The 15,876-nt window shown below is 54.3% G+C and carries 15 protein-coding genes; 7 read left to right on the top strand and 8 right to left on the bottom strand.

The genetic code is table 11. From position 1 onward, the window contains the following. Window positions 1-196: 196 nt before the first annotated feature. Genes ABA45_RS07000 through ABA45_RS07010 form a run of 3 tightly spaced genes read left to right on the top strand, consistent with a single transcriptional unit; the run spans window position 197 to window position 2,651 of the window. On the top strand, window positions 197-934 hold the full coding sequence (locus tag ABA45_RS07000) for a 5-oxoprolinase subunit PxpA (protein WP_048384896.1): 738 nt from the start codon (window positions 197-199) through the stop codon (window positions 932-934). After that, a complete protein-coding gene (gene pxpB / locus ABA45_RS07005; RefSeq protein WP_048384897.1) occupies window positions 934-1,704 on the top strand; it encodes a 5-oxoprolinase subunit PxpB in 771 nt (256 codons plus the stop codon). Before ABA45_RS07000 ends, pxpB begins: the two co-directional genes overlap by 1 nt. Then, entirely contained in the window at window positions 1,701-2,651 is a 951-nt protein-coding gene (locus tag ABA45_RS07010; RefSeq protein WP_048384898.1) for a 5-oxoprolinase subunit C family protein, read from the top strand. The genes pxpB and ABA45_RS07010 overlap by 4 nt, the downstream gene beginning before the upstream one ends. 46 nt (window positions 2,652-2,697) lie before the next feature. Here ABA45_RS07010 and ABA45_RS07015 read toward each other — a convergent pair whose 3' ends face one another. Beyond that, on the bottom strand, window positions 2,698-3,234 hold the full coding sequence (locus ABA45_RS07015) for a DUF2058 domain-containing protein (RefSeq protein ID WP_014870792.1): 537 nt from the start codon (window positions 3,232-3,234) through the stop codon (window positions 2,698-2,700). Window positions 3,235-3,345: 111 nt separating this feature from the next. On the opposite strand from ABA45_RS07015, the gene dbpA reads away from it, so the two are divergent. The 4 genes from dbpA to ABA45_RS07035 all read left to right on the top strand — a co-directional run bounded on the left by dbpA (window position 3,346) and on the right by ABA45_RS07035 (window position 8,357). Then, window positions 3,346-4,719 (top strand): ATP-dependent RNA helicase DbpA, encoded by a 1,374-nt coding sequence (gene dbpA / locus ABA45_RS07020; protein WP_048384899.1) that lies wholly within the window; start codon window positions 3,346-3,348, stop codon window positions 4,717-4,719. Between the two features lie 226 nt (window positions 4,720-4,945). Then, on the top strand, window positions 4,946-5,197 hold the full coding sequence (locus ABA45_RS07025; protein ID WP_048384900.1) for an OadG family protein: 252 nt from the start codon (window positions 4,946-4,948) through the stop codon (window positions 5,195-5,197). A gap of 42 nt (window positions 5,198-5,239) precedes the next feature. Then, window positions 5,240-7,021: a sodium-extruding oxaloacetate decarboxylase subunit alpha gene (oadA, locus tag ABA45_RS07030; protein ID WP_048384901.1), complete on the top strand. Its 1,782-nt coding sequence runs from the start codon at window positions 5,240-5,242 to the stop codon at window positions 7,019-7,021. A 13-nt stretch (window positions 7,022-7,034) separates the two neighbouring features. Continuing rightward, window positions 7,035-8,357: a sodium ion-translocating decarboxylase subunit beta gene (locus ABA45_RS07035; protein WP_048384902.1), complete on the top strand. Its 1,323-nt coding sequence runs from the start codon at window positions 7,035-7,037 to the stop codon at window positions 8,355-8,357. A gap of 153 nt (window positions 8,358-8,510) precedes the next feature. Here the strand turns inward: ABA45_RS07035 and hydA are convergent, their stop codons facing one another. The 7 genes from hydA to ABA45_RS07070 form a co-directional block, all read right to left on the bottom strand. Further along, a complete protein-coding gene (gene hydA, locus ABA45_RS07040) occupies window positions 8,511-9,953 on the bottom strand; it encodes a dihydropyrimidinase (RefSeq protein WP_048384903.1) in 1,443 nt (480 codons plus the stop codon). Window positions 9,954-10,156: 203 nt separating this feature from the next. Further along, window positions 10,157-11,053 (bottom strand): allantoinase PuuE, encoded by an 897-nt coding sequence (locus ABA45_RS07045; RefSeq protein ID WP_014871180.1) that lies wholly within the window; start codon window positions 11,051-11,053, stop codon window positions 10,157-10,159. Window positions 11,054-11,101: 48 nt separating this feature from the next. Next, a complete protein-coding gene (locus ABA45_RS07050; RefSeq protein WP_048384904.1) occupies window positions 11,102-11,974 on the bottom strand; it encodes a MurR/RpiR family transcriptional regulator in 873 nt (290 codons plus the stop codon). A 16-nt stretch (window positions 11,975-11,990) separates the two neighbouring features. Then, window positions 11,991-13,238: a cysteine desulfurase-like protein gene (locus ABA45_RS07055; RefSeq protein WP_048384906.1), complete on the bottom strand. Its 1,248-nt coding sequence runs from the start codon at window positions 13,236-13,238 to the stop codon at window positions 11,991-11,993. 21 nt (window positions 13,239-13,259) lie between these two features. Beyond that, window positions 13,260-13,994: an amino acid ABC transporter ATP-binding protein gene (locus ABA45_RS07060; RefSeq protein WP_048384908.1), complete on the bottom strand. Its 735-nt coding sequence runs from the start codon at window positions 13,992-13,994 to the stop codon at window positions 13,260-13,262. Next, a complete protein-coding gene (locus ABA45_RS07065; protein ID WP_048384910.1) occupies window positions 13,991-14,668 on the bottom strand; it encodes an amino acid ABC transporter permease in 678 nt (225 codons plus the stop codon). Before ABA45_RS07065 ends, ABA45_RS07060 begins: the two co-directional genes overlap by 4 nt. A 48-nt stretch (window positions 14,669-14,716) precedes the next feature. Continuing rightward, window positions 14,717-15,493 (bottom strand): transporter substrate-binding domain-containing protein, encoded by a 777-nt coding sequence (locus tag ABA45_RS07070; protein WP_048384912.1) that lies wholly within the window; start codon window positions 15,491-15,493, stop codon window positions 14,717-14,719. Window positions 15,494-15,876 lie beyond the last annotated feature (383 nt).

The following is a 15,876-nucleotide window of genomic DNA, read 5'->3' on the forward strand; positions in this document are numbered from 1 at the left end:
TATGGGCTGGCGATGTGTCAAACTATTTATAAAAATAATATACGTAAATTCACTTTGTAATGCTGATAATTTATCTATAAATTGGTTGTATAGAAGATGGGTAACGGGTGAATTTGTTCCCATGCTTGTCGCCACTCATGACAGCGATCACTCGCTACAGCCACAACTTATAACAGCCATAAGCCCGGAGGCTCACATGCTATTGAATTGCGATATCGGTGAAAGCTACGGCGCTTGGTCCATGGGTCTGGATGATCAGGTCATGCCGTTGATTGACCAGGCCAACATCGCCTGCGGGTTTCACGCTGGCGACCCGCGAGTGATGTTCAATACCGTGCGCCTGGCGTTGCAACACGGGGTCACCCTGGGGGCGCATCCGGCGTATCCGGATCTTCAGGGGTTTGGTCGTCGGTCTATGGTGTGTGCAGCAGATGAAATTCACACCATGGTGTTGTATCAGGTGGGCGCTCTGGCGCAGATCGCCGCGGCCCAAGGTGGCCAATTAAACTATGTAAAGCCCCACGGCGCGCTGTATAACGACATGATGCGCGACGAGGTCATACTGCGCGCAATCCTCGAGGCGCTGGCGCAATCGCCGCAAACCTTGGCGTTGATGGCCATGACCACAGCGGACAACCAGCGCCTGAAACAGCTATGCGCGGAATACGGCGTAACGTTGCTGCTGGAAGCTTTCGCCGATCGCGCCTATGACAGCGCCGGATATTTGGTTTCGCGCAGCCAAACGGGTGCTGTGTACCACGACTCCAGCATAATTGTGCAGCAGGCACTGGCCTTTGCCCGTGGTCAGAGCATTCAGTCGATAGAAGGCAAAGCCTTGCATCTGGAAGCAGACACGCTGTGTGTGCACGGTGACAACCCTGAGTCTGTGGCCGCAGTGTGGGCGATTCGTGACGCGTTCAGGAAGCTGGTGTGATGCAGTGGCGCTATGACATCAGCGGTATAGATACCGTTACCCTACATTTTGGCCAGCGTATCGATGCGGCTCTGGTGACCCCGATTCACCGTGCTGCAATCGCTTTAAAATCAAGCCTGGGCCCGCGATTACTGGACGCGGTGCCGTCTTACACGACGCTGCTGTTGCGTTATGATGTGTTGCAGGACGATCTGGCCAGTTTGATGGGGCAGGTAAGTGAGGTGCTGAACCAGCTGCCCGATGCCATCGGGGAAGTTGATGCTGAGTCAGAGATTATTGAGGTTCCGGTGTTTTATCACCCCAGCGTCGGGCCGGATCTGAAGCGCTTGGCGCAGCGCTCCGGTTTCAGTGTAGAAGAGTTTATTCGCCGCCACAGCGAGCGCCTTTATCAGGTATTCGCCATTGGCTTTGCCCCGGGTTTTGCCTACCTGGGCGAGGTGGCCGAAGAGTTGAGTGTGCCTCGGCTTGCCAACCCGCGGGCAAAAGTGCCGGCGGGTACTCTGGGTATCGCCGACACCCAAACCGCGCTTTATCCCATAGTGTCGCCTGGCGGCTGGAATCTGATTGGCCGTACTCCTTTGGTCCTGTTTGATCAGTCCCGGGCACAGCCCAGCCTGCTGGAAGCCGGCCAGACAGTGCGCTTCCGCCCAATAGCACAAGACGAATACCTTGAGCTTGGAGGTCGCCTTGACGATTTGCCCTGGGGCGTGGAGCCAGGTTTAGACATACAGCAAGGCGCGCCTGCTAAAAAACAGGGGGAAAAGTTATGACGCACTCCAAGCCCGGTTTGTTGATTGAAAAACCTGGGTTTCTGAGCCTGATTCAGGACGCCGGGCGTCGTGGCGTGATGCACTTGGGGCTGGCCACGGGCGGCGCTATGGATCGCCATGCCTGGGCCTGGGCAAACTACCTGTTGGGTAATTGTTTCGGGGCGGCGGCGTTAGAAATCACCTTTGGCCAAGTGGAGTTTGTGAGTCAGTTGAACGCCAGTATTGCCATTACCGGAGCAAAGGTGACGGTCACGGTGAACGGAGCTTCGCAGCCGTTGTGGGCAACGCTGTCGCTGAAAGCCGGGGACAGGGTGACATTGGGTGCGCCCCGTGCCGGACTGCGCAGTTATTTGGCTGTTGCCGGTGGTTTTAGCGTTGCCGCAGGTTTGGGTAACAGCTGCGCCACCCTGTACAGGGAAAAAACCGGAGGCCTGCATCGCGATGGGCAACCGTTAAAAGCCGGCGATCTGCTGCCTTGTGAGCCCCAGTCCCAAAATCCGCCGCTGCAGCGTCAAGTGCCTGTTGACTGGATACCCGATTACCGCGAGGCACTCATTCTGGATGTCATTATAGGGGCACAGATAGAGCGTTTTCCCTCCCGTTCTCTGGAGTGCTTTTTCACCCAGCCTTATACCTTGAGCCCGCAGAGCGATCGTATGGGCGCAAGATTAAACGGCCCGGCGTTAGAGGTGTTTGGCGAGCGCCTGATTTCTGAAGGCATCAGCCTGGGTGCGGTTCAGGTGCCGGCCAATGGTTTACCAATCATACTTCTAAACGATCGCCAGACCATCGGCGGCTACCCGAAGCTTGGGGCTGTGACGCCCCGCAGCCTAGATGCGCTGGCCCAGCGCCAGCCGGGCAGTCAGCTTCAGTTCCGCCCAGTGGCCCTGTATGAGGCCCAAAGGCGTGAAAAGGCCTTTCTGAATTTTTTTAACAAGACTCTTTAGTTCATTGTTGAATATAAAAATCCACTGGCTCTTTTAACGTTCCTTATTACCACATGAGATCGTCCGGGATCTCATAGCCGGCGTAAGGATCATCGTCGCCGAGGTCGTCTTTCGTACGCTCGTGCAATACCACAACGGCCTGTGCGTCCCGTTCCTGGATTTTGCGTGCTACGCCCTCGGCGACAATCTCGTATTCGCCACTGACGCAGATAATCGCCAGTCGGCCGCGGGCTAGCTGGTCGACCATTAGGTCGTCCACATACATTTTCTTGATTTTCTTGTCGTGAACAAATTGGTAAGAGGATTCGCCGTGACTGCGGTTCAGTCGGTTGGTTCCCACTAATTGGCGGATTTGGGCCTGTATGGCCTTTTTTTGGGCCTCGGCCTGGTGCTGTTGATTCAACTGACGGTCGCGCTCGGTTTTTTCTTCCCGTGCTTGCTGTACTCGCTGTTCGGCTTCATTTACCTGCACTGCGCCTTTGGGCTGCTGTTTGCGCTGTTTGTGCTTTTCATTGCGAATCGCTTTGGCCTTTTTTTTGTCGGCCAGGCCGGCTTTCAGTAACTGGTCCTGCAGGGACGCCATGGGGTAACTCCGTTAATTGGTAAGATAATCTGCTATTATTGAACTAACCTCAGTATACGCCCTCGCGTTTACCTTCTTAACCAGCAACTGCTGATTCCGGGATTTTCTTGTATGCCATCCTTTAAAGACCTTGAACTGTCTGCCGCCATGCAGGCCAATCTTGCGCGCCTGGGCTTTACCGAACCCACGGACATTCAGACGCGGGCCTTGCCCCATTGCCTGGCGGGTCAAGACGTTATCGCCTTGGCGCACACCGGCAGCGGCAAAACCGCGGCCTTCGGCATTGGTCTGATTGAACATGTCAAACCCAAGCAGTTCTCGGTACAAAGCTTGGTACTGTGCCCCACTCGGGAGTTGGCTGATCAGGTCGCCAAGGCTTTGCGGGAATTGGCCCGTGCCCGCGACAATATAAAAATACTCACCCTGTGCGGTGGTGTGTCGATTGGCCCTCAGATCGGCTCGCTGGCCCACGGTGCTCATATCGTTGTGGGTACCCCAGGGCGGATAGCGGATCACCTGCAAAAAGGCACACTGAAACTGGATCGGGTGCACACCGTGGTGCTGGACGAAGCCGACCGCATGTTGGATATGGGGTTTCAGGAAGCAGTGGAAAACATTCTTTCACACGCGCCGGCACAGCGCCAGACTCTACTGTTCTCAGCCACTTGGCCCGAATCGATTCGTAAACTCAGCGCTGGTTTTCAGCGCGAACCGGTGGATGTGCGGGCGCAAACCGAGAAAATGAACAGTGATATTGCCGAAGTGTTCTATGAGATTTCTGGCACCCAGCGTACTCGCGCCATCGTGGCCCTGCTGTCGCAGCATCAACCCACATCCTGCCTAGTGTTCTGCGCTATGAAACATCAGTGTGACGAGCTGGCGGTTGAGCTCTCACAGCAGGGCTTTTCGGCGCTGGCGTTGCACGGCGACCTGGAACAGCGCGACCGCGACAGCGTTCTGGTGCGCTTTGCCAATCAAAGTTGCCAGGTATTAGTGGCCACCGACGTGGCGGCCCGGGGGCTGGACATAAAATCATTGCCACTGGTTGTTAACGCCGAGCCGGCGGGCGACCCGGAGATACACACGCACCGCATCGGTCGCACCGGCCGCGCTGGAGAGCAGGGGCTGGCAGTCACTCTGTGCAGCCCATCCCAGGGCCATAAAATCAATCGCCTGGAAAGTGAGCGCGGTGCAACGGTTATCTGGGGTGATAGCGGCCCATTGCTGGGCACTGTACCAAAACCGATGAAGCCGCTGATGAAAACCCTGTGCATAGCGTCCGGTCGCAAAGAAAAACTGCGCCCAGGTGATGTGATGGGCGCTCTGACCGGCGATGGCGGCTTGCCTGGTAGCGCTGTTGGTAAAATAAATGTGTTTGAATTTCAGTGTTTTGTAGCAGTGGAGAGCCGCCATGCTGGACGTGCGTTGGAACAGTTGGAGCGCGGCAAGGTAAAAGGTCGCAATTTGCGGGCACGCTTAGTCTAGATTGGCTTGAGTGTGGGACTTTCGGCGGGGAGATGGGTGGAGAAACACCCAAAAATATTCGGAAAGTCCGTATAGCAATTTGCATTCTGGTTGCCGATCGCTCATTAAACCGTTAAATTACGCAGGATTTTGTATCCCGGTTTCCTTGAATAAAGCGCCGAACCTATGGCTTGTCGGTAAGGATTCCTTGGGGAAAGTCACTAACCAAGACAGGTAGCTATTCGTTATGAATGAGCTGATGACCCAAGCTGTTGATTTGATGATTGCGGGTATGGGTTTTGTATTTGCGTTTCTGATCGTGCTGGTACTCGCAACGATGATCATGTCTAAGCTGCTGAATCGGTTTACTGCGCCTGAGCCGGCAACTCCGGCTAGGGCGTCCCGCGCCAAACCCAAGGCGCAATCGTCAGTTGATCCTGACACCGCAGAGGCGATCAAACAGGCGGTTGCCCAATTCCGGTTGCGTCACAAAAAATGACCCGGAAAGCGATTTAAAACCTTTAAACAGAAGGCTGACACGATGACAGACATTAAAAAACCGCTGGGGATTACGGACGTTGTACTGCGTGACGCCCACCAGTCCTTGCTGGCCACCCGCATGCGGCTTGACGACATGCTGCCAATCGCCGAGAAACTCGACAAAGTCGGCTTCTGGTCACTGGAATCTTGGGGTGGAGCCACGTTTGATTCCTGTATACGGTACTTGGGCGAAGACCCCTGGGAGCGTATTCGTGAATTGAAGAAAGTCATGCCCAATACGCCCCAACAGATGTTGTTGCGTGGCCAGAACCTTCTGGGCTACCGCCACTATGCGGATGACGTGGTAGAGCGGTTTGTTGATCGTGCCGCTGAAAATGGCGTGGACGTATTCCGCATTTTTGATGCGATGAACGATCCCCGCAACTTGCTCACGGCCATCAAGGCCGTGCGTAAAACCGGCAAGCATGCCCAAGGCACCATTGCCTACACCACCAGCCCGGTGCACACCATCGAAATGTGGGTTGAGCTGGCGAAGGAGGTCGCGGATATGGGCGCGGATTCCATCGCGATCAAGGATATGGCAGGAATTCTCAAGCCCTATGTCGCCTTTGATCTGGTTAGTCGTTTGAAGAAAGAATTGGATATTCCGATTCACATGCAGTGCCATGCGACCACCGGCATGTCGACCGCCACAGCTATTAAAGCAGCGGAAGCTGGTATTGATAATGTGGACACAGCTATATCCTCAATGAGTATGACTTACGGCCATTCGCCAACGGAAGCTGTAGTCGCCATTTTAGAAGGTACGGAGCGTGACACCGGTTTGGATCTGGTGTTGCTGGAAGAAATTGCCAGTTATTTCCGCGAAGTCCGTAAGAAGTACGCCAGGTTTGAAGGCAGCCTTCGGGGCACCGATTCCCGCATTCTAATTGCTCAGGTGCCGGGTGGCATGCTGACCAATATGGAAGGCCAGCTCAAAGAGCAGAACGCCGCTCATAGATTTGATGAAGTACTGGCTGAAATTCCCAAAGTGCGTGAAGACTTGGGCTTTATTCCGCTGGTAACGCCGACCTCGCAGATTGTCGGCACACAGGCGGTACTGAACATACTGACCGGTGAGCGTTATAAATCTATTTCCAAAGAAACGGCGGCTATCCTCAAAGGCGAGTACGGCGCCGCGCCTGCGCCGTTCAATAAAGAGCTTCAGGAGCGGGTTCTGGATGGCAAGGAAGTCGTTACATGCCGCCCAGCCGACCTGATTGACTCGGAAATGGACAAACTGACCGACGAGCTGAAAAAGCTGGCGGAAGAGAAAAACTTCAAGCTGGCTGATAACGTCATCGACGATGTGCTGACTTACGCCCTGTTCCCGCAGATTGGCCTGAAGTTCCTTGAAAACCGCAACAATCCGGATGCGTTTGAGCCGATTCCGTCGGCGGACGACGTAGCCCCAGCGAAAAAAGTCTCTGGTCCCGAAACGTACACCGTTGAAGTAAACAGTAAAAAATACGTGGTAGCGGTGTCTGAGGGTGGCGAAATTAGCCAGATTCAGGCAGAAGGCGGGGCTGCTTCGGCACCTGCGGCCGCTGCATCGGCGCCGGTTGGTGATGGCGATCCGGTTAACGCGCCCCTGGGCGGTAACATCTTCAAGGTTCTGGTTTCTCCCGGCGATGCCGTGGAAGAAGGCGATGTGTTGATCATTCTGGAAGCCATGAAAATGGAAACCGAGATCCGCGCACCGAAAGCCGGTACCGTCGGTGAAGTCTTCATCAAGGTCGGTGATGCCGTCGCTGTTGATGATGAAATGCTGACAATCGCATAAGGGCCAGCATTCCATGGATAAATTAATGACGTTATGGACAGGCAGTGGCCTGTTTAACATCGAAATCGGGCAAGCGATCATGATCGTGGTTTGCCTGGGTCTTCTGTACCTTGCGATCCGTAAGGGCTTCGAGCCACTGCTGCTAGTGCCGATTGGTTTTGGCGGCATTCTGGCGAACATTCCAGAGGCAGGGTTGGCCCTGTCGGCGGCGGAAAATGCCATACATGTGGCCAAACCGGAAGTGCTAGCCGCGTTGGCTGGTGCTTTGGATGTGGCCTACCAGGTAGGTCAGGCGATAACGCCAGACGTACTGGGTGCGTTTAAATCGGCTTACCACACCGGTAGCTCGGCAGAAGTGGCTATGGCCAATAACCTGGCCTCTGACTTCGGTTATGGCAACGGCATGTTGCACAACTTCTACCTGGTGATTATCGGCAGTACCGTTGGGCCTCTGCTGATTTTCATGGGCGTGGGTGCAATGACCGATTTTGGTCCGTTGCTGGCCAACCCGAAAACTCTATTGCTGGGTGCGGCAGCGCAGTTCGGTATTTTCGGTACGGTTCTGGGTGCGGCACTGCTGGACTGGATGGGCATTCTGGACTTCACCATTCTGGAAGCGGCGGCGATTGGTATCATCGGCGGTGCCGATGGCCCAACGTCTATCTACGTGTCTAGCGTACTGGCTCCGCACCTGTTGGGTGCGATTGCGGTTTCGGCCTACGCTTATATGGCACTGGTTCCGCTGATTCAGCCGCCCATTATGAAGGCGCTGACCACGAAAAAAGAACGTGCGATCAAGATGTCCCAGCTGCGCCCGGTGAGCAAGCGCGAGAAAATCGTGTTCCCGCTGGTTGTGTTGATTGCGGTGGTTCTGTTCTTGCCGGATGCAGCTCCGCTGCTGGGTATGTTTTGTTTTGGTAACCTGATGCGCGAATGTGGTGTTGTGGAGCGTTTGAGCGACACGGCACAGAACGCGTTAATCAACATTGTGACCATTTTTCTGGGCCTATCCGTTGGCTCCAAGCTGATGGCTGAAAAATTTCTGGATGGCCAGACTCTGGGTATTCTGGCACTGGGTATTGTTGCCTTCGGTGTGGGCACAGCCGCAGGCGTGTTGATGGCGAAGTTGATGAACAAGTTCACCAAGGATCCCATCAACCCATTGATTGGTTCCGCTGGCGTATCGGCGGTGCCGATGGCAGCGCGGGTATCCAACAAGGTGGGCCTGGAAGCCAACCCGCAAAACTTCCTGCTGATGCACGCCATGGGCCCGAATGTGGCCGGTGTTATCGGTTCGGCGGTTGCAGCTGGCGTAATGATCAAGTTGCTTAGCTGATCGTTCTGTTGCTGTTCCGAAAACCCCGCCCGGCCTAAGCCCGGCGGGGTTTTTCGTTTTTGGCGGTTCACTTGGAGGTACGAGTCGGTATTGACTCGAGTCACTGACTTTCACTACAGGCTTCTCGATGGGGCGATCGCTTGCGAACCGCATTCAAAGTGGCAATTCGGTCTTGCGGCGGCGCACCTGCGCAGGAGCCGGACTATCGCACGGCAGGAATTGGCCGCGCCCGACCGCGCCGCGTGGCTCGCCATCCCACACCACTTCTCCACGCGACAACGTTATAGCGGGCCAAGCGCTCAGTTGCATACCCGCGTAAGGCGTATAGTCAACATTATGGTGGAGCATCTCGTTGCTTATATGCACCGCCCGACCTTCATCCCAGATCACAAGGTCGGCATCAGCGCCAATCGCGATGCTACCTTTGCGCGGATACAGTCCGTAAATCTTGGCGGCATTGGTGGACGTCAGGGCAACGAATTGTTGCGGAGTGATGCGTCCGCCTCGCACGCCTTCGGACCAAAGCAACGCCATGCGGGTTTCAACACCGGGAATGCCATTGGCTATCTTGTCGAAAGAAACATCTTCGCCATGGGCCTTCTTGCCGTCAGGGCCATCGAAGCGAAATGGCGCGTGATCGGAGGAAAAAACCTCAAACAAACCGTTTTCCAGACCATTCCAGATTACTTGCTGATTGGCAGCGTCGCGCGGCGGCGGGCTGCAGATGCACTTGGCGCCGTCGAAACTGTTATCACTCCCCAGCGAGTCTGCGGTCAGGAACAGATACTGTGGGCAGGTCTCGGCATATACCTTCAAGCCTTGACTTTGGGCCCAGCGGATCTGCTCCATAGCTTCGCGGCCCGACACATGCACGATCAGTATTGGCACATCTACAAGTTCGGCCATGGCGATGGCGCGATGAGTCGCCTCACGCTCGACCAGCATCGGTCGTGAACTGGCGTGATATCGCGGTGCTTTATGGCCGGCTGCCAGCAGGCGTTCAGTCAACCAGGCAATGCAGTCACTGCTCTCAGCATGCAGCATCACCATCGCACCTTCTGCCCGTGCTACGGAGAGCGTTTCCAGTATCTGTCGATCGTCGAGCTTAAGTGCGTCGTAGGTCATGTAGATTTTGAACGAGGTATAGCCCTCAGCAATCAGCTCCGGAAGTTCACGGTACAAAACGTCTTCCGTGGGATCCGTAATAATAAGATGAATAGCGAAGTCTATCAGCGCCTTTTCGTAGGCGCGACGCTGATAATCGTCTACCGCAGCGCGAAGGCTTTGACCCTTTAGCTGGCAGGCAAACGGGATCACCGTGGTGCTTCCACCGCATGCTGCAGAGCGAGTACCACTTTCAAAATCATCGGCCATAATCGAGCCGTCGCCGGTAGCCTGATCGAGATGCACATGACTGTCGATGCCACCCGGTGTGACCGTTCGACCGGCTGCATCAATCTCATGCCGTGCGCTCTTCAACTCCAGTGCCAGTGCCAGCGTTGCGATCCGGCCATCACGTACCCCGATATCACATGGAAAGGAGTCCGACGCCGTGACGACGTTTGCGTTACGAATGATCAGATCGAAAGGCTGCATGGCTGATCTCTTTAAATTATTGATAGAATCCGAACCTGCACACTGATTTCGACAGGGAGGATGCGTCCAAAAGTGCTTCGGCCCAGATGAGGTATATCTTTTGATATTAACTAACGTCTCTATGAATAAGCGGGCTTGTATAGACAGCGTCCATCAGGTTAGCGCAAGTCAAAACTGTCTGAAAAACGAGAGCTCCAGACCCTTCAGCTCCGGTCCAGCCAAGCCTTAGCAATTTCTTCGCGGGTGGTAAACCATATGCCTTCGTGCCTTTGTGCATATTCAATAAATCGCTTGATTGATCTAACTCGTCCCGGTCGCCCGACCATCCGTGGGTGGAGTCCAATGGACATCATGCGCAGGCCTTCAGAGGATTCGTCATACAACACATCGAAGCTCTCCTTCATGTACTCCAGGAAGTCTGACGCCTGAGATAACCCCGGCGAGTTCCAGTAGCGAAAATCGTTCACATCACTGGTGTAGGGCACAACGAGATGTTGCCGACCCTCAACATTAACGAAGTACGGAACATCGTCGTTATAGGCATCGGAGTCATACAGAAATCCTCCTTCCTCAGCCACAAGGCGACGAGTGTGCACGCTGGCACCGTAACGGCAATACCAGCCGACCGGTCGCTTACCGCAGGTGCGCTGGAAAGACTCTACCGCCAGGCGAATGTGTTCGCGCTCTTCGGCTTCGGTCAACCTAAACACTTCTTCCCAGCGATAACCATGACTGCAAATTTCATGACCCAACTCAACAGCTGCTTTGGCAACATCCGGGTTCTGCTCGAAGGCGACGGCGCAGGCGTGGAAGGTTGCTGGTACATTAGCCTGCTGCAAAATGTCGAGGATCCTCCAGATACCGACGCGCGCACCATATTCGTACATTGATTCCATTGCTAGGTTGCGCACACCCTCAGGAAATTGGTAGCTCCCCCATTCGGTCATACTTTCTTGATCAGAGTCGCCCATCGCTAGCGATCGTTCCGAACCCTCTTCGTAGTTGATGACGAAATTGATCGCTAGCCGCGCGCCATTTGGCCAAGCGCCCTGCGGGCGTTGTCGTCCGTAACCGACGAGATCGCGAAGGGGTAGATTCATAGAGCCAATCTCCTAGTAGTCAGTAACGTTCTAACTATCGAGCCAAGCTCAACTGTCAATATTGTTTAACGCGTCGTAATCCAGGCCGTTGAGCGTTTGTCCATCACGAAAGGCCAGTCCCATCGCCAGGGTCTGTGCAATACAGAAGGCAGCAGTCAACGAACGAAAGCCCAGCAGTTCAGCATCGTTGACCTCAATCAACACCGAGGCTTTTGGACCTATAGGGCTGATGATGCTATCGGTGATCGCAATAATCGGCGCGCCGATTGTTACGACCTGCTCATAGGCACCCACCGTTTCCTGCGCATAAGGCGGGAAGCTAACGGCTATTAAAACATCGTCGCTATGCAACGCGCTGACCTGCTCGCGCAAGCTGCCACCCAGACCACTGATATGAACAGCGCTGCGTCCGACACGGCTTAATGCATAGCTAAGATACGCCGCCATGGGAAACGATCGACGCATGCCGACCACAAAAATAGTTCGTGCCTCCTGCAATAAGGCAATCGACTTTTCCAGCGCTTCGACCTGCTGCCCTTCGGCTAAGTGCTCCAGTGAAACGATATTTGCGCGACTGAATGCCGCCAGCATCGCGCCTACGTCTGTCGGATCATCCAGCAATTGTTCGCCCTGATAGTGACGGATGCGTTCTTTAAAACTGGTCTTACCGGCCTGCTGTAAGGGTTGTTTGAACAGCTTCTGTAACGCACTGAAGCCGGTAAAACCTAACGCCTGCGCTAAACGAATAAAAGCTGAGGATGGAATCCCCGACTGCTTGGCCATTGCCGCCAGAGTGTTGAGCGCCATTGCATGAGGGTGCTCAATCAGATAGTAAGCAGCATCTCGTTGACGTGTGGTCAGGCGGTCCTGATCTTCGACAACGACCGAACGCAACTCGGAGAGGGTTTGAGGTACAGGCATAGGGTCGCTCGAAAAATCAGTGCGGGCGTAGATAGGCGATAGTCTGAGCCAAGTGCTCGACTAAACGATTCAGTTCATCCACGCTGTTATAGTGGGCAATGGACACACGAACGACACCGCCATAATGCATGAGTCCCAACTGTTCGATCAAGCGACGGGCGTAGAAGTCACCAAAACGGATGCCTATGCGATGCTTATCGATACACCTCACAATGGCCTCGGACTGGACGCCTTCGACCACAAAACTGATGGTCGGCACGCGATCGCCGAGGGTTACTCGCGATTTGCCGATGATGCGCACTCCGGGAGTTTGTCGCAAAAAACCCAGAAGAATTTCGGCCAAAAGGTCTTCATGTGCTTCGAAGGCGTCGAAGGCTGACTGCATAATCTGGCGAGAACTACCGCTGGCACCAAGACGCTGGCCGATGTCGATCAGGTAGTCGCTGATGCCGATGCAGCCGAACGACAACTCGTAGTTGAGGTTGCCCGGTTGTAGTTTGTATGGAATGGCGTCTTGACCAACGAAAAAATGATTCAGGCTCGGCAGTTCCAGTAGTGCTTCGAGTTTGCCCCACATCACGGCGAAGTGTGGGCCGAAGGTTTTGTAAAAACTGAAGACGTAGTAATCGGCGCCACTGGTTTGCACGTCGACCAGTCTGTGAGGTGCATAGGCGACGGCATCAACGCACAATTTCGCCCCCACAGCGTGGACCTTGCGTGCGACCTCGGCTACTGGATTGATACTGCCCAAAATATTCGAGGCATGGGTCATGGCCACATACCGGGTTTTCGGGCCGAGTAGGGCATCAAGGTCGCTCAGGTTCAAGTCCATACTTTGTGGATTGACGGCCCATACCTTGAGCGTAGCGCCGCGTTCTTCACACAAACGTGTCCAGGGTCCAATGTTGGCTTCATGATCGCAGTTGGTGACGATGATCTCGTCACCGCGGTGGATCGATGATGCGATTGCCCGACAGAGGATTTGAAGTAAAGCGGTGGTTGAACTGCCCATCACGCATTCTTCTGGATAGCGCGCGTTAATCAACTGTGCCACAGACTCCCGAGCCTGTATAACGCGGGCACCAGCTGCTGCTGACTCGCTGTAGGAGGCGCCGAGCTGAACCGCGCTGTTGAGCAGGTAATCGCTGACGCGTTCAGCAACTGGACGCAACACGGCAGAGCCGCCGGCGTTGTCCAGGTAAGTAAAGCCGCTGCCAAGTGCAGGGAATTGGCGGCGAACGTAATCGATCTCCAAGGTACTCATGAGGTGGCACTCCAATCGTGATCAGTGATGCAGGACAGCCTGCAAAAAGGCGTGAGTTCTCGGCTCTTGCGGAGCCGTAAAAAAATCGTGTGGATTATTTTGTTCGATGATTCGGCCGTTCTCCATGAAGACCACCCGATCAGCAACCTTGCGGGCAAAACCCATTTCGTGAGTCACCACGACCATGGTTACCCCCGAGCGGACGAGGCTCTGCATAACGTCTAAAACCTCACCGACCATTTCTGGGTCCAGCGCCGACGTCGGCTCATCAAACAGGATTACCCGTGGTTCCATGGCCATGGTCCGGGCAATCGCTACGCGCTGTTGCTGGCCGCCAGACAACTGACTGGGATACTTCTGGGCATGGCCTCCCATGCCCACCTTTTCTAGGAGTAAGTGCGCACGTTCGTTGGCGTCACGACGGGCCATGCCACGCACCCGTATTGGTGCCAATGCAATATTGGTCAGCACGCTGAGGTGAGGGTAGAGGTTGAAGTTCTGAAAAACCATGCCGACTTCGCAGCGAATGCTCGCCAGTTTATCGCCGGTTTCTACTCGTTGATCACCAACTCGGATATCACCCTGCTGGTATTGCTCCAACATATTGATGCAGCGGATCAGGGTGGATTTGCCTGACCCCGATGGCCCGATGATAACTACGACCTCTCCTTGACTGACGGTCAGGTTGATGTCGTCGAGTGCTTGGAACGCACCATAGAATTTCGACATGTGCTCAATTTCAATAACGTTGCTCATGTTTTTTTACTTCCGGAGCCATTGCGTCGTTCAATCCAGCCGACCAAATGTACGAACGGAAGCAACAGCAACAGATACATAACTGCAGCGCCTACGAGTGGCGTCGGGTTGGCGGACAGCGCCTGAGCTTGGGTTGCTTGTTTGAGCAGATCGGGCATGGCTACTACCGATGCCAGCGCCGTGTCTTTCATTACGTTGATGCAGTTGCTGGTCATCGGCGGCATAACGATTCGCATGGCCTGCGGCAGGATGACATCGCGCATGGTGTTGAAAAAACTCATGCCTTGCGACGCCGCTGCTTCGAACTGCCCGCGCGGAATAGCCTCTATTCCAGAGCGAAATATTTCTGCGGAGTAAGCACTTGATACCAGCGACAACGCCGCCACCGCCGCCGCAAAAGACGATAGGCGAATGCCAACGAACGGTAGCGCGTAGTAAATCAATACCAGTAATACCAGCAATGGGATCGAGCGCAAAACGTCAATGAAAGCCCTCGATAGCAAGCGAATCGGCGCATAGGCATACAACCGCAGCATTGCAAGCAGTAAGCCGCCAATAAGGCCAAGCACAATGCTCACAATGCCCAACATCACCGTCACCTCGAGGCCGCGCAGCATCATCGGTAATGCGTCTACAAACACACCCCAGTTGAAGAAAGTCTGTAGCAACTCCATTGCGTTTCCTCTTGGCTAACGGCGACGTGGAGGATCAGGGCGGGGTGATTACTTCAGAACGTCGACTACTTTCACAGTGCTCGAGTCTGGGTCAGCTTCAGCACCAAACCACTTTTTGTGTAGGTCGGCGATCACGCCTTCTTTTTTCATTGCAGTGATGATGTCGTTGACGAGTGCTGCCGATTCCCAGTCTTTGGCGTGCATCAACGAATACTTCTCGCCTGTTGCAATCCGTGCCACAACTTTATACTGCGGCTTGTCCCTTATGTAATAAAGTACCGCCGGGATATCACTGATGTAGCCGTCTAGCCGGCCCGAAGCCAAGTCAAGCATGGCGGGCGAGAGCCCTTCATAACGTGACACGCTGCTGAACTTGTATTCAGCTTGATGAGCGCCTACCCACATATCACCCGTAGAGCCAGTATCCACCCCAACGACCTTACCCAACATGTCCTCAACGCCTTTTATTTTCGAATCACTTAGCGTGGCGAGGGACTGGTCACTGTCGTAGTAAGGCTGTGCGAAGCCCACTGACTCCAGGCGTTTGGGGGTGATAGTGATGGATGAGATCGCGATGTCCGCACGCTTGGATTGTACGGCACTGAACAAACCATTGAAGGGAATGTTGACGAACTCGACTGTCTTATCGGCGCGCTTAGCGACCTCATTCACCAAATCGACTTCGAAGCCGACGATCTCGCCCGTCGCGTCCTGGAATTCCCAGGGCACGTTGCCGGCATTGGCACCGACGGTCCAGTCAGCGGCCCAAGTAGAAGCAGAGAAAGCGGTTGCCACGGTTATGCTCAAAAGTACTTTTAAGTTCATGTCTTGCTCTCCTATCAATCAGTCAGATAATCAATCAATCCAGAAGACCGCCTAGTCGTTGAAGCAGTCGTCTTGTAAGCAAGAATAGAACCTTGAATTAAATAATTCAATGATAAAGACAAATGAATTAAATGCTCCATTGAGGTGCGCGGACTTTCCACGTTGGTGCAAACCGTTGAATCCCGTAAACCGCCGGAGATGGTATAGATACTTGAAATTCAGTGCGTGCAACGCACTGAATAAGGGCGACAAACCCTCGCCAGTTTGTGAATCTGATGATGTGGCTAACCGGACTTTCCTCATGATCAGGGAAAATAGAGTCGACTTGTATGCAGATAACAAGCCTGTTATCCAGCCTGCTTTAAATCGGTTTAAACCGAATG

It is taken from the genome of Marinobacter psychrophilus, assembly GCF_001043175.1.
Lineage (GTDB): Bacteria > Pseudomonadota > Gammaproteobacteria > Pseudomonadales > Oleiphilaceae > Marinobacter > Marinobacter psychrophilus.

Excerpts from the sequence above, each read along its gene's own strand:
- hydA (WP_048384903.1), bottom strand. The coding sequence starts at position 9,953 with ATGCAGCCTTTCGATCTGATCATTCGTAACGCAAACGTCGTCACGGCG.
- ABA45_RS07055 (WP_048384906.1), bottom strand. The coding sequence starts at position 13,238 with ATGAGTACCTTGGAGATCGATTACGTTCGCCGCCAATTCCCTGCACTT.
- ABA45_RS07065 (WP_048384910.1), bottom strand. The coding sequence starts at position 14,668 with ATGGAGTTGCTACAGACTTTCTTCAACTGGGGTGTGTTTGTAGACGCA.
- oadA (WP_048384901.1), top strand. The coding sequence starts at position 5,240 with ATGACAGACATTAAAAAACCGCTGGGGATTACGGACGTTGTACTGCGT.
- dbpA (WP_048384899.1), top strand. The coding sequence starts at position 3,346 with ATGCCATCCTTTAAAGACCTTGAACTGTCTGCCGCCATGCAGGCCAAT.
- ABA45_RS07015 (WP_014870792.1), bottom strand. The coding sequence starts at position 3,234 with ATGGCGTCCCTGCAGGACCAGTTACTGAAAGCCGGCCTGGCCGACAAA.
- ABA45_RS07010 (WP_048384898.1), top strand. The coding sequence starts at position 1,701 with ATGACGCACTCCAAGCCCGGTTTGTTGATTGAAAAACCTGGGTTTCTG.
- ABA45_RS07045 (WP_014871180.1), bottom strand. The coding sequence starts at position 11,053 with ATGAATCTACCCCTTCGCGATCTCGTCGGTTACGGACGACAACGCCCG.
- ABA45_RS07025 (WP_048384900.1), top strand. The coding sequence starts at position 4,946 with ATGAATGAGCTGATGACCCAAGCTGTTGATTTGATGATTGCGGGTATG.
- pxpB (WP_048384897.1), top strand. The coding sequence starts at position 934 with ATGCAGTGGCGCTATGACATCAGCGGTATAGATACCGTTACCCTACAT.
- ABA45_RS07050 (WP_048384904.1), bottom strand. The coding sequence starts at position 11,974 with ATGCCTGTACCTCAAACCCTCTCCGAGTTGCGTTCGGTCGTTGTCGAA.
- ABA45_RS07070 (WP_048384912.1), bottom strand. The coding sequence starts at position 15,493 with ATGAACTTAAAAGTACTTTTGAGCATAACCGTGGCAACCGCTTTCTCT.
- ABA45_RS07060 (WP_048384908.1), bottom strand. The coding sequence starts at position 13,994 with ATGAGCAACGTTATTGAAATTGAGCACATGTCGAAATTCTATGGTGCG.
- ABA45_RS07035 (WP_048384902.1), top strand. The coding sequence starts at position 7,035 with ATGGATAAATTAATGACGTTATGGACAGGCAGTGGCCTGTTTAACATC.
- ABA45_RS07000 (WP_048384896.1), top strand. The coding sequence starts at position 197 with ATGCTATTGAATTGCGATATCGGTGAAAGCTACGGCGCTTGGTCCATG.